Annotated in this window: 10 protein-coding genes; 2 read left to right on the top strand and 8 right to left on the bottom strand. The window is 69.5% G+C overall.

Annotated elements, in window-relative coordinates; all coding sequences use genetic code 11:
• The 3 genes from VKV26_16915 to VKV26_16905 form a co-directional block, all read right to left on the bottom strand.
• The coding region (locus VKV26_16915) for a transglutaminase domain-containing protein (GenBank protein ID HLZ71586.1) at nucleotides 1–2,200 on the bottom strand (2,200 nt) is incomplete at its 3' end.
• Nucleotides 2,201–2,237: 37 nt separating this feature from the next.
• Complete coding sequence (locus VKV26_16910) at nucleotides 2,238–3,512, bottom strand: DUF58 domain-containing protein (protein HLZ71585.1); 1,275 nt, start codon at nucleotides 3,510–3,512, stop codon at nucleotides 2,238–2,240.
• A 22-nt stretch (nucleotides 3,513–3,534) separates the two neighbouring features.
• Nucleotides 3,535–4,503: a MoxR family ATPase gene (locus VKV26_16905; GenBank protein ID HLZ71584.1), complete on the bottom strand. Its 969-nt coding sequence runs from the start codon at nucleotides 4,501–4,503 to the stop codon at nucleotides 3,535–3,537.
• A gap of 256 nt (nucleotides 4,504–4,759) precedes the next feature.
• On the opposite strand from VKV26_16905, the gene VKV26_16900 reads away from it, so the two are divergent.
• A complete protein-coding gene (locus VKV26_16900) occupies nucleotides 4,760–5,770 on the top strand; it encodes a M23 family metallopeptidase (protein ID HLZ71583.1) in 1,011 nt (336 codons plus the stop codon).
• 55 nt (nucleotides 5,771–5,825) lie between these two features.
• Here the strand turns inward: VKV26_16900 and VKV26_16895 are convergent, their stop codons facing one another.
• A complete protein-coding gene (locus VKV26_16895) occupies nucleotides 5,826–7,082 on the bottom strand; it encodes a CoA transferase (protein HLZ71582.1) in 1,257 nt (418 codons plus the stop codon).
• 175 nt (nucleotides 7,083–7,257) lie between these two features.
• Here VKV26_16895 and VKV26_16890 point away from each other — a divergent pair, with 175 nt between their 5' ends.
• Nucleotides 7,258–7,839: a histidine phosphatase family protein gene (locus tag VKV26_16890; protein ID HLZ71581.1), complete on the top strand. Its 582-nt coding sequence runs from the start codon at nucleotides 7,258–7,260 to the stop codon at nucleotides 7,837–7,839.
• Here the strand turns inward: VKV26_16890 and VKV26_16885 are convergent.
• From VKV26_16885 to VKV26_16870, 4 genes are all read right to left on the bottom strand, one after another.
• Complete coding sequence (locus tag VKV26_16885; GenBank protein ID HLZ71580.1) at nucleotides 7,836–8,585, bottom strand: LysM peptidoglycan-binding domain-containing protein; 750 nt, start codon at nucleotides 8,583–8,585, stop codon at nucleotides 7,836–7,838. The genes VKV26_16890 and VKV26_16885 overlap by 4 nt on opposite strands.
• 79 nt (nucleotides 8,586–8,664) lie before the next feature.
• Nucleotides 8,665–9,102 (bottom strand): hypothetical protein, encoded by a 438-nt coding sequence (locus tag VKV26_16880; GenBank protein HLZ71579.1) that lies wholly within the window; start codon nucleotides 9,100–9,102, stop codon nucleotides 8,665–8,667.
• Between the two features lie 29 nt (nucleotides 9,103–9,131).
• Nucleotides 9,132–10,745 (bottom strand): hydantoinase B/oxoprolinase family protein, encoded by a 1,614-nt coding sequence (locus tag VKV26_16875; protein HLZ71578.1) that lies wholly within the window; start codon nucleotides 10,743–10,745, stop codon nucleotides 9,132–9,134.
• On the bottom strand, nucleotides 10,745–12,757 hold the full coding sequence (locus VKV26_16870) for a hydantoinase/oxoprolinase family protein (protein HLZ71577.1): 2,013 nt from the start codon (nucleotides 12,755–12,757) through the stop codon (nucleotides 10,745–10,747). Before VKV26_16870 ends, VKV26_16875 begins: the two co-directional genes overlap by 1 nt.
• Between the last annotated feature and the right edge of the window lie 75 nt (nucleotides 12,758–12,832).

The following is a 12,832-nucleotide window of genomic DNA, read 5'->3' as shown; positions in this document are numbered from 1 at the left end:
AGCGCGTGCGGGCGAAGCTCTCGGCCACCACACGCGGCTCGGCCTCCAGGCTGGTGCGCCGCGTCAGCTCGCCGGCGAACTCGTTCGGTGTCTGGTTGGCCTTCGGTCTCAGCCGCGTCCAGCGCGCCAGCCGCAGCGTCTTCTCCCAGGTCTTCACCGGCGCATCGAGGCCGCGCAGCCCCCACTCCCAGGCCAGGCGCAGAATGCCGCCGCAGATCAGCAGCACCGCCAGCAGCGTCAGCCCCAGGTACACCGGCAGCCAGTTGAACGGATGGTGAACCTTGAACGCCCCGCCCAGCTCACCCTCGCCGGGAATGTCTTCGGGGCCGAACGGGCCGGCGAAAATCGGGGCGCCGAACTTGATATCCGGCGACTCGTCCGCCTGGCTGCCGTTGTCCGAGCCGGTGAAGGGCCGCGACACCAGCGGCGCGCCGGCGAAGGGGCTGAACTCAACCCAGCCGTACTCGGGGAAATAGACTTCCGGCCAGGACTCGGCGTCCTTCTCGCGCACGATGTAGCGGTGTGTGTTCAGGTCGAACTCCTGCACCGAATAGCCGGTTGCCAGCCGCGCCGGCACGCCCACCGCGCGCAGCAGCACCACCATCGCCGTCGCCTGGTAGTCGGAGTAGCCCTTCTTCGTGTCGAAGAGGAAGACGTCGACGGCGTCGCGCCCGGGCGGCACGATCGGGATGTCGTACGTGTTTGGGAACTTGCGCAGGTAATCCTCTATCGCGCGCGCCTTGTCGTAGGGATTGTTCGCGGCTGCCGACTGGTTGACGGCCAGGTCGCGCACCTCCTGCGGCAGCTCGGCCGGCAACTGCAGATAGCGTTGCTTGATGTAGTCCGGATACTCCGTTGTGGCGGCTCGCAGCTTCTCTTCCGGCGCCACCGAGATGCTGCCCACGGTCGTGTATTGGTCGCCGCGTTTCAGATCCTTCTTGGGATGGATCGCGCGCACGTCGGCCACGGTGCCGATGTTGACGACATCGGCGCGGCCGTCGATCGATGCCTGCAGCGGCTGGCCGATGCTCAGGAGCACGCCGTTTGGCGTGTCCACGATCACGTCGGCGGGCACGGCCTTGCGGTCCTTGTATACGTCTTTGTCGACGGGCGGCGCGTCCGCGGTGCTGACGCCGTTGGGGCCGATCGTGCCCGCCTCGCTGGCGCCACGCTTCCAGCCAGCGGGCGTGTACACGTCATAGCGGGTGGCGACCAGATTGCGGCCCTGGTTGGACTGATCGCCGAAATCGACCTCGGCCACCACCCGGTCGCTGAGCGTGACTTTACCCTGCAGCGGCAGCGTGGCGCCGAGGCTGTGCAGCGGCACTTCGCGCTTGGCGTCGATGCTGTTGAACAGGCGGCTCCAGTCGGCACTGGCGTTATCGAGCGGGCTGGTGAGGCTGTTCCAGGCACTGGCGAAGATCCGCGACTCGCCGGCCAGCGGCACCCACCAGGCGACGATCAGCAGGGCGATCCCGATCCAGACTGTGATGTTGAGCAGCGTCAGGCTCAGGAACTGCGGGACGGCGATACCGCGCCGCTGCCAATCGCGCACGCGGTTGAGCAGGTTCACGCGCATCACCAGCAACATGCCGCCGAAGAGAAAGACGACGAAGTCGGCGCTGAACTGGCCGGGCAGGTAGCTGATGTTCGTCAGCAGCCCCATGCCGCCGGGAATCAGCGCCAGCCAGGCGTTGCGCCAGCGGAAGATCGCCCAGGCGGAGAGATAGGCGGCGATCCAGGTCAGCGCCAGGACGATCGTCACGAAGGGCATGTTGTCGGTGGTGATGCCCCCCGTGCGGATCACGTCGATCCAGTCGCCGAAACGGTGCCAAAAATGCGAGAGACCCGGCCCCAGCGAGGTTTCACCCATGAAGCTCAGGGCGAAGCCGACGACCACCGGCACACCGGTCAGGATCGCCAGCAGATGCAGGAACAGTTCGTTGATCTTGATCTTCGAAAGGCCGAAGCCGGTGAGCAGCGCCAGGAAACTGATCATCACCAGGGAGGGCATACCCTCGACCCAGTGGGCGGAGTCGATCGAGCGCGCCACGCTCAGGAAGGTGAGCATGACAACCGCGAAGGTCAGCCAAGACTCCCAGTTCGTGGCCCAGGGGGGCAGCCGCTCCCAGAGCGGCTTCGGCCGTTCCACATCGGCCGGCTGATCGCGAAACCACTCGATCCAGTTCGCCTGACTCATCTTGCCGCTCGCCTCTGCAGCGCCGGGCCGCGCGAACTCATGAAAGCCTCGGCGTCTGCACCGTCTCGTCGCCGCTCGGCGCAAGCGAGGACGAGAGATTGTCCCCTCGTTTCACGAGATAGGTCCAGACATCCGCCGCCGCCAGGGCGCCGACGACCAGCAGCGGATTGGTGTTGGCGCCGAAGGTGCTCGCCTCCAGCAGCGCGACCGCGACCTTGACGCCGCGGCCGGTGAGCTGCAAAAGACTCAGTACCCAGGCCTCGTCAACAGACGGCGTGATCACCACAAGTGTCGTGTGCCGGCCGAAACGCTTGCCCTCGACGTTCAGCAGATCGCCGACCGGCACATCGCCGACCGCGCGTGCCACGGCGAGCGCCTCGAGTATGTGGGTGAGCTGCTGGCCGCCGCGCTCGACCTCCACGATCTCCAGCCGCTCGCCGTAGAGCATCAGGCCCACGTTGCGGTTCTGGCTAAGGAAATGCCGCGCCACCGAGGCCGCGACCTTGACGCCGTACTCCTCGGTGCTCTCGTCGCCGCTGCCGGCCTGCACGCGGCCCTGCATGTCGAGCACGATCCAGATATCGCTGGCCGGGTCCAGCTCGAAGACCTTGACCATGAGCTTGCCGGCGCGCGCGGTGCTGCGCCAGTGGATGCGGTTGAAGCTGTCGCCGGGCACGTACTCGCGCACGCCCGAAGCGTTTGGTGTGACGTAGTGGGTGCGCTTGCGGAAGCGGCCCTCGCCGGGCAGGTTCGCGGGCGGCACGGTGAAGTGCGGCAGGTCGTAGTAGGGCGGATAAACGATGATCGACGACTGCCGGCCGTACTGGCGGCTGACGCGGAAGAGGCCGAACGGGTCGCCGCTGGTGAGCGTCAGCGGGCCGACCGTGAACACGCCGCGGCGCGTGAGCTGCGCCTGCGTGCGCCAGGAGCGGCGCTGCCTTCCGCCCAGCGTGATCACGCGGCCGGCACGATGGCCGGGCAGCGTGGTGGGATCATCCACTTCGAGCCAGACCTTGGGGAACAGCCCCTTGTTGCGCACAGTGATGCGCTCGTCGGTGCTCTGGCCGACCTGAGCGCGGTCGATCAACCGCTCTACCGAGACGTCAAGCTGGCTGAGATTGAAGCGTGCCCACAGATAGCAGAGCGGCACGGCGGCGAGCAGCACGTAGGCAAGGCGGAACAGCAGCCAAAAACCCGTTGCCAGCGCGAAGCCGATGCAGATTATGAGCAGCAGCGCGATGATCGGCACCGAGCGCTGAACGTGGAAGCGGCGAAAGCCGTGCATGCTGTGCACCCGCGGAACGGCGGGCACCTGGCCCGCTCCTGCGAAGCCGCTAGCTGGCGGAGAAGGCGCCGCCGCGCGCCCTGGCGCCGGGAACCGGCACGCGGCTGAGGCAGTCACTGACCACGCTGGCGGCGCTGATGTTCTTCACGCGCGCCGAAGGGCTGACGATGATGCGATGGCCGAGCGTCGCGTAAGCCAGTGCCTTCACGTCGTCCGGGATCACGAAGTCCCGCCCGGTCAGCAGTGCGAATGCCTGTGTGGTCCGGTACAGCGCCAGCGAGCCGCGCGGCGAGGCGCCCAGGTAGGCGGCCTCATGCTTACGTGTGGCCTCGACGATCTCGACGATGTACTGCTTGATGAGCGGATCGACGTAGATAGCCTTCACGGCGGTTTGCAGGCGCAGCACCTCGCTGGCGTCCGTCACCTGCGGTAGCTCTTCTACGGGATGGACCATCTGCTGCCGGTCCATGATCACGATTTCGTCGGTCTTGCTCGGGTAGCCGAGATGCACGCGCAGCATGAAGCGGTCGAGCTGCGCCTCGGGCAGGGGGAAGGTACCCTCGTACTCGATCGGGTTCTGCGTCGCCAGCACCATGAACGGCGACGGCACCTTGCGGCTGACGCCGTCCACCGTCACCTGGCGCTCTTCCATCGCCTCAAGCAGGGCGGACTGGGTCTTCGGCGTGGCGCGGTTGATCTCGTCGGCGAGCACGATCTGCGCCATGATCGGCCCGGCGCGAAACTCGAAGTCGTCCGTCTTGTTGCTGTAGATCGAAACGCCGGTAACGTCCGTCGGCAGCAGATCGGGCGTGAACTGGATGCGCTTGAACACGCAGCCGGTGGAGCGGGCGATGCTGCGCGCCAGCATCGTCTTGCCCACGCCCGGCACGTCTTCGATCAGTACGTGCCCCTGGCAGAGCAGCGCCGTGAGCGTGAGGCGCAACTCATCCGTCTTGCCGACGATCACCTTTTCGACGTTGCTGATGATGCCTTCAGCGATCGAGCGCGGGTCTTCCACCGCCGCTACCCTCCACACACCACACCGGCCGCAGCCATGCCCCGCCGGCGAGCCGGCGTCGAACTGGCCCGTGGGCCGAACCCGCGGGCATGGCAAGCACCGAAAAGACGCGCCATCTGGGCGCTTGCGCGAGCTTGCAGGGAGTATAGCAGACGACGTAACGCCTTACGATAACGCGTCGTTACGGCCGGTCCGCGCACGCCGTCTGCTCCTGCTTGCCGCGGCACCATTCCCCGCCTTTGAGCGATCGTAACAGGTGCGTGTAGACTGGCGAGGCGAGATCTCTCCCGAGTGCGGCGTTGTGCTTCCATCGCTCGATCCCCGCGCCACGATCAGCCGGCGCGGCTTCCTCTTCGGCCTGGGTTCGTTGGGCGTGATCGCCGGCTCGGCCCTCGCGGGGCGGCGTGCGCTAACCGCGCGCGGTGGTGGCACGGCCGTGCTGGTGCAGCCCGAGCAGGCCGCGCCGTTCACCTTTCTTTCGACGGACACGATCGCCCAGGCCGGCGCCTTCTCGCTGCACCTGCATTCCTACTACGCCGACAGCGCCGTCGCCACCTTCAACGGCTGGCAGTTTCCGCTCGTGGCCGACGGCGCCTACCTGGTGGCGATCATCGGCGCGGGCCAGCCGGTCGACTCCGAAATCGAGATCGATCCGGGCAGCTACAACGTGCACGTCGACGCCTCGTCGTCCGGCCTCGGATCCTACAGCTACGATCTGCCCGTCACCGTCACGCCCACGGCCTTTCCCGTGGATCAGATCGTGCTGCCGCCGGGACTGAACAGCCTGCTCGATCCCGGTGTGGTGGCGCAGGAGCTCGCCGCGCTGCGTGCGACGTATCTGCCGGCGAGCACGCCGCCGCTCTGGCACGGGTTATTGGTGCAGCCGATCCAGGGCGAGATCACGACGCAGTTCGGCCAGGCGCGCTCCTACAACGGTGGCCCGGTCAGCGGTCACCACTCGGGCGTGGACATCGCCGCGCCCGCCGGCACGCCGGTGCCGGTCGCGGCGCCGGGCCAGGTGGCCTTCGCCGGGCCGCTCGCCGAGCGGGGCAACTTCGTGGCCGTGGCCCATGGCCTGGGCATGTACACCGGCTACGCCCACCTCTCCGCAATCAGGGTCAGTTTGGGCGACGCGCTGAGCACCGGCGATAACATCGGCCTCGTCGGCACCACGGGCCTCTCCACCGGCCCGCATCTCCACTGGGAGTGCGCCGTCGGCGGCATCCACGTCGATGCCCTGCGCTGGACGCGCGAAGTGCTTCCCTGATTCGCGGCGCGCGGCACGGCAGCCGCGAATCACGGTGAGGATTGGGCGGTCCGCGCTACGACGTGCTGCCCCGGCTCGCCGCGGCTTCATGGTCGCCGGCGGCCGCGACGACAGCCTCGCCGAGCAGGTCGCCCAGCACGGCGTGGTTATGCTCGTCCAGCGCGGGAGCCGGTCCGCGCCGTTCCCAGCGGGCGGCGCTCATGCGCACGGGCGCGCCCGGCAGGCGCGCGCCAGCGCTCTGCTCCGCGGCCAGCGGCAGCCAGGCGCCGCGCGCCGACAGTTGCGGATCGTCGGCCAGGTTGCGCAGCGTCTGCATCGGCGCCAGCATCACACCGCGCGGCAGCGCCCACGCGAACAGCTCCGCCCGCGTCTTCGCCGCGAAGAACGCGGTGAACGCGGCGACGAGCTGATCGCGCTGGGCGGCGCCCGCGCCCAGCAGGTCGAAGCTCTCCCACTCGATCGCATGCAGAAATGCCGGCGCCATGCCGTGCTCGGCCATCCAGGCAACGAGCTGGCGCATGCGGCTGCCGCCGATGTACCCGGTCTGGAAAAGCCAGATGATGTGGCCGTCGCGCGCGGGCCAGATCGTGGGCAGGCGCAGCACGCCGCCCATGTCGCGGCTCGCGCCCTGCCGCGTCAGATTCACGCCGAGCAGGTCCCAAAACTGGTAGGTGTGCGTCAGCATCCAGGCGCCGGTATCGCGCAGCGCCTGGTCGACGTCGGCGCCGTGGCCGGTGCGCCGTCGCTGACGCAGCGCCAGCAGCGTGGCGGCAAAGGCGTGCATGCTGCCGTGCAGCCAGGTCTGGTACGGCGCCGAGACCTTCAGCGGCGGGCCGCCGGCGGGGCCGGTCATGTGCAGATAGCCGCTCATCGCGAACTGCACGAGATCGGAGCCCTTGCGCCGCGCATACGGGCCGCTCCGGCCGAAGGGCGAGATCGAGGTCAGCACCAGCGCCGGATTCTCTTCGCACAGGCGCGGATAGTCGAGGTGCAGCGCCGCCTGGCGTCCGGTGGGATCCGTGTCGATCAGCACATCGCTGATGCGGACCAGCCGCAGCAGCCGGGCGCGGCCCCGCTCCGTCTCGAGATCCAGCGCAACGCTGCGCTTGCCGGCCGCATAGACGGCCCAGTACAGGCTGCCGCCCGAGGCGGAGAAGGGCGGCAGCCGCCGCGAGGGATCGCCCGAGGGCGGTTCGATCTTAATCACGTCGGCGCCGAGATCCGCGAAGCTGCGGCCGCACAGCGCCCCCTCCGCACCGGGCATCTCCAACACTCGCACCCGGCCCAGGGGCCGGTCCGCTACCGCGTCCATGCCATCCCTCGGTCGCGGCCACGACGACCGCGGCCCCCAGCGTGTCGTGCGCACGCCATCGCCGCCGGTGACCTCTGCATTGATACCATCTCCGCCCGCGGGGTGCGATCTCAGCGGCACGCCGCGGCTGTGCGAAGATAGATCGGCCCGTCGCGGGCGCCACGGAGGCAGAGCGATGACCGTCGAGATCTGGTTCGAAACCCACTCGATCTCCACCGACAACGAGGCCGGTCTCGCCAGCGGTTGGTTGCCGGGGAGGCTCTCGGAAGCAGGCCGGCGGCTCGCGGCCGAGCTGGGCGAGCGGCGCCGCGGTGGAGGGTTCGCGGTGGTATTCGTCTCCGACCTGGAGCGAGCGCTGGAAACGGCGCGCATCGCCTTCGCAGGAAGCGACGTCCCCATCCGGCGGGACGCGCGCTTGCGAGAGTGCAACTACGGCGAACTGAACGGCATGCCCGTTGCTCGCCTGGCCGCGGAACGGTCGCGACGTATCGACATTCCCTTTCCGGGGGGCCAAAGCTATCGCCAGGTCGTTGCCTCGACAAGCGATTTCTTGCGTGACCTGGCGGCGGGCTGGGACCAGAAGCGAGTTTTGATCATCTCGCACTCGGCAAACCGCTGGGCGCTTGAGAGTCTGCTGGGCGGGCGGTGGCTCGAAGAGCTGGTGGATGCGCCGTTTGCGTGGCGGGAGGGCTGGCGCTTCCTGTTGCCCTCGGGCTGGGCCGCCGAGCGCGGCGCCGCAACCGTTACTCGCGCCTAGCAGTCACGGTGGCCCGTCGCCGGCGGAATCTTGAGCAACTGGTTGATCGAAAGCCGCGCAATCTGATCTGTTGTCATGTTGTTGGCCTGGGCCAGCTCGGCGACCGATATGTCGTTCGCACGGGCGATCTTGCACGCGGTATCGCCGGAGCGCACGGTGTACTCGCCGGCGGCGCCCGGGGCGCCGGGCGTACCGCCTGCTGGCGTGAGCGCGGCGGCAGAGGGTCCGGCCCGCGGCGTGCCGCCGCCGGAGGGGGCGCCGCCCGTCGGGGGAATCGCCACGGAGCCGCTGGCGGAGGTCGGGGCCGCGCCGATCGGAGAGAGCGGCGGCGTGCCGCCTGCCGCCGGGGAAGCCGATGGCGCCGGCGTTTGCCCCGGCCGCGGGACTTTCAACTGTTGACCGACCTGGATACGGGCCGGGTCGGTGATGCCGTTCGCCGTCGCCAGATCCGAGACCGACACGCCGAGCTGCGCCGCGATCGCGCCGAGCGTATCGCCCGCTTTCACCACGTAGGTGTCGGGCGCCGGGCCGTTGCTGGTCGTGCCGCCGACGACGCTGCTCGCGGCGATCGGTGACGGAAGCGAGGGCGGCACGGTCGCCGTGGGCGCGTTTTGCGGCTGGCTCAGGCTCTTCGAATTCGGGCTGTTTTTGGACGAACCGCCCGAGCCGCAGGCCAGCCCCAGCCCCAGCGTGATGCAGATCGCCGGCACAAGCAGGACCGAGCGGAGAACCGTACGCTGGCGCATCCGTGCCTCGCAGCCGAAATTGGTGATCGCCGGATGGCCGGGAAGGGCGCCGGCCGCGGAACTGGCGGCCGGCTTCCGTTCAGCGCTGGCGGCGCTGCCGCCACCAGGCCCGCAGCCGGTCGAGTGAGCCGCTGCCCGGTTGCTCGTAGTAGCTGCGCGGCCGGCCGCGGAAGTACGGCTCGCCGCCACGCGAGCCGCCGCCGGCGCGCAGCGAGAGTATGAACGCCGTGAAGAACAGGATGAGCCCGAGCAGCAGCCCGTATTGCCAGACACCGTGAAAGGCGCTGCGCAGCAGATACGAGCCGATCATCAGCACCATCGCCGCAAGCATCACCTGCCCGACGCTGATATGCGCGGCGCGTACGGCCAGGGCACGCTGCCAGCCGGCGATACGGCGGGCAAAGCCACGGCGACGGTGAAGGGGAACTGGCCCGCGCGGAAAATCGTCGATCTTGCGAAGAATCTCGTCGATCTCACGCTCGAACTTGTCCGGCATGACCGCGCCCCCTGCTGCCACCAGTATCTTACTCCATGCGGCCGACGATCCTACTGCTCCGGGGAGCGCGCGGGCCCATCTGGTTGCGCGGTTTCCGGCCAGGGCGAACCCCAGCCGCCGCCGCCCGGCGTCTCAACGGTCAGCCGATCGCCGGGCGCGACCCGGATCGTGGTCTTCGACGGCAGCAGTTGCGTTCCCGTCTGCGTCTCCAGCCGGTTGATTCCCGGCGCGCCCGGCGCGCCGCCGTCCAGTCCGTATGGCCGCGTGCGCCGGCGATCGCTCATCAACGTGCAGGTGGCGGGGGCCGTGAATTCGTACTCGCGCAGCACGCCATCGCCGCCTCGATGCAGCCCGGCGCCACCGGTGCCGGCGCGCAGCGTGTAGGCGCGGATGCGGAACGGGTAGGCCAGCTCGAGCGCCTCTACCGGCGTGTTCAGGGTGTTGGTCATGTGCGTGTGCACGCCCGAGAGTCCGTCACGCAGCGGCCCCGCGCCGGCGCCGCCCGCGATCGTCTCGTAATAGGTGAAGGCGGTCCCGCGCCGCTCGTCCCAGCCACCGATCGTGAGGTTGTTCATCGTGCCGCTGCTGGCGGCGGGAATGCGGCCCGGCAGCGCCTTGGCCATCGCTCCCAAAACGACGTCGGTGATGCGCTGCGAGGTCTCGACGTTGCCGGCGCTGACCGCGTGCGGCGGGCTGGCGTTGACCAGCGAACGTTCCGGCAGCGCGAAGCTCACCGGGCGGAAGCAGCCCTCGTTCGACGGTACGGCGTCGTCGAGCAGGCAGCGCACGCAGTAGTAGACGGCGGAGCGCGTCACCGTGGCGACGGCGTTGACTGAGGCCGGCCGCTCGGGGGCGGTGCCGCTGAAATCGCAGTGCAGGCTGCCGGCGGCAAAGGTGAGCGTGACGCGGATTGGCGCGGGCTCGGCCGATTCGCCGTCGTCGTCCAGGCGGTCTTCGAATGTGTACGAGCCGGCGGGTACTTCTCGCAGCGCGGCGCGCGTCATGCGCTCGGCGTAGGCCAGCAGCGCCGACATTTGCCGGCGCAGGACGCGCACGCCGTAGCGCTCAACCAGCTCCAGCAGCCGTCGCTCGCCGGTTCGGTTCGCGGCGAGCTGCGCGTCAAAGTCGCCGCGGCTTTGCTCCGGCGAGCGCACGTTGCGCAGGAGTAGCGAGTACAGCGCTTCGTTGATCCGGCCGGCCGCGACCAGGCGCAGGGGTGGGATGATCACGCCTTCCTGCCACAGCTCGCGCGCCACCGGCATCGAGCCGGGCGCCATGCCGCCGATGTCGGCGTGATGGGCGCGGCTGGCGACGAAGCCGATCAGCGCTCGTCCGGCGAAGACTGGGCTCGCCAGGGTCACGTCGGGCAGATGCGTGCCGCCCAGGTAGGGATCGTTGAGGATAGCCACGTCGCCCGGCCGAAACGGCGCCAGCGAGCGGATCATGCGGATGGCGGTGGGCATGGCGCCCAGGTGGACGGGAATGTGCGCCGCCTGCGCCACCAGGTCGCCCCGCGGATTGAACACGGCGCAGGAGTAGTCGCGGCGCTCCTTGATATTCGGCGAATGCGCCGTGCGCCCCAGCGTCACGCCCATCTCCTCCGCGACGGAGGCAAAGAGCGCGTTGAAGATCGCGATCTCCGCCGGATCGGTCCGCGATGCCATCAGGCACGCTCCAGGATCAGGTTGCCGGCCCCATCCACGCGCAGGCGCCAGCCGGGGTTCAAGACCGTCGTCGTGTCCATCTGCACGATCACTGCGGGGCCGAGCAGCGCGCTGCCCGCAGCAAGTTCCTCGCGCGGCACGATCGGCGCCTGAAGCGGCCGGTCGAACCAGACCGCGCCCGTCGCGGCCATGGGCGCTGGCGAGGACTGCGCGGCCGCCTCTTCCGCGAGCGGCCGCGGAGCAGCGACAGACCCGAAAGAGAGCTTGCCGGCAACGCGCAGCCTCAGCCGTGCGTTGACGATCTCGACCGCCCGGCCCGGATGGCCATGCCCATAGCGGGCGGCATGCGCCGCGTGGAAGCGCTCCATCCAGGCCGCCGGCTCTGGTTCCTTTACGGGGACTTCCACTTCGTACGACTGCCCCGTGTAGCGCATATCGAGGCTGCGTTCGGCCGTAGCATCGTGGGAGTCTTGTCCGGCCTCCGCCAGTTCCTGCAGCCCCCGCTCCTCCATTTCGCCGAACAGCCGGCCGACCTCGCCGGCAAGCGCGGGATCCTCGTCGAGCCGGCGCAGCACGGCAGCGACGTAGTCGCGGGTCACGTCGGCAACGACCATGCCGAAGGCGGACAGTACGCCGGGGTGCGGCGGCACAATCACACGAGGAATGCGCAGCGCCTCGGCCAGGTCGCAGGCGTGCAGCGGCCCGGCGCCGCCGAATGCGAGCAGCGCGAACTCGCGTGGGTTGTAGCCGCGCTCCACCGAGATCACGCGGATCGCGCGCTCCATGTTGGCGTTGGCCACGCGCACCACAGCGGCGGCCACCTCTTCGATCGAAGCGCCGCGCCGGCCGACGAGCGTGGCCAGGGCACGGTGGGCCGCGTCGATGTGCAGCGGCATGCGGCCGTCGAGAAAGTGATCGGCCCGCAGGCGCCCGAGCACCAACTGCGCGTCGGTGACCGTCGGTCGCTCGCCGCGCCCGTAGCAGGCAGGGCCGGGATCGGCGCCCGCGCTCTCCGGCCCCACGCGCAGCGCCCCGCCCGCATCGATGCGGGCGACCGAGCCGCCGCCCGCGCCGACGGTGTGCAGGTCGACGCTTGGCGTGTGCAGCGGCAGCCCGTCGATCGTCAGATCGGTGCGGTAGAGGATGCGACCCGGACAGAGCGCCACGTCGGTCGAGGTGCCGCCCATGTCGAAGGTGATCAGCCGGTCGGCGCCGGCCGCGAGACCGGCGGCAAATGCGCCCGCCACACCGCCCGCCGGCCCCGAGAGCACCGTGCGCACGGCGAGCCGGCCAGCCGTTTCCGCCGCCAGGCTGCCGCCGTCGCTCTGCATCACCCGCAGCCGGCCGGCACCGCGCCGCGCCAGATCGGCCTTCAAGGTATCCAGATAGCGGGCCATCACCGGCGACAGATAGGCATTCACGGTCGTCGTGGACATGCGCTCGTACTCGCGGTACTCCGGCAAAACCTCGACCGAGGCGGACACCAGCAGCCCCCGCCCGCGCAACGCCTGCGCGAGCCGGCGCTCGTGATCGGGCCGCAGAAAGCTGAAGAGCAGGCAGATGGCGACGGACTCCGCGCCGGAATCGGCGATCTGCCGAGCCAGCCGAGCGGCTTCGTCTTCGTCCAATGGCACGAGCACCGAGCCGTCCGCGGCGACACGTTCGCCCGCCTCGAAGCGCAGCTCCGCCGGCACCAGTGGTTCGGGCCGGGTTGGCTCCAGTGCGTACATCTGTGCGCGGGCCTGCCGGCCGATCACGATTGCGTCGCGGAAGCCGGCGGTCGTGATCAGCGCCGTGCGCGCCCCGCGTCGTTCCAGCAGGGCGTTGGTGGCCACCGTGGAGCCGTGCACGATCTCATCGGGCGCGAAGCCGGCTTCGGCCAACCCGGCGAGCACCGCCTGCGCGGGATCCTTCGGCGTCGAGGGTCGCTTGAACACGCGCAGCTCGCCATCGCGCCAGAGATAGAAGTCGGTAAACGTGCCGCCGACGTCGACGCCGAGAATCGCGCTCATGCGCGGAGTATAGAGGCGCGCACAGCTGAATCGACAGGGGTAGCCAGATGCCGAACCGTCATTCGGCGCACCGTG

The organism is Dehalococcoidia bacterium (genome assembly GCA_035310145.1).
Taxonomy (GTDB): Bacteria; Chloroflexota; Dehalococcoidia; order CAUJGQ01; family CAUJGQ01; genus CALFMN01.
This window is presented reverse-complemented; position numbering and strand designations above follow the sequence as displayed.

What these genes read in the sequence shown, in the direction of transcription:
- VKV26_16870 (HLZ71577.1), bottom strand. Translation starts at nt 12,757, where the DNA reads ATGAGCGCGATTCTCGGCGTCGACGTCGGCGGCACGTTTACCGACTTC.
- VKV26_16895 (HLZ71582.1), bottom strand. Translation starts at nt 7,082, where the DNA reads ATGGACGCGGTAGCGGACCGGCCCCTGGGCCGGGTGCGAGTGTTGGAG.
- VKV26_16875 (HLZ71578.1), bottom strand. Translation starts at nt 10,745, where the DNA reads ATGGCATCGCGGACCGATCCGGCGGAGATCGCGATCTTCAACGCGCTC.
- VKV26_16890 (HLZ71581.1), top strand. Translation starts at nt 7,258, where the DNA reads ATGACCGTCGAGATCTGGTTCGAAACCCACTCGATCTCCACCGACAAC.
- VKV26_16885 (HLZ71580.1), bottom strand. Translation starts at nt 8,585, where the DNA reads ATGCGCCAGCGTACGGTTCTCCGCTCGGTCCTGCTTGTGCCGGCGATC.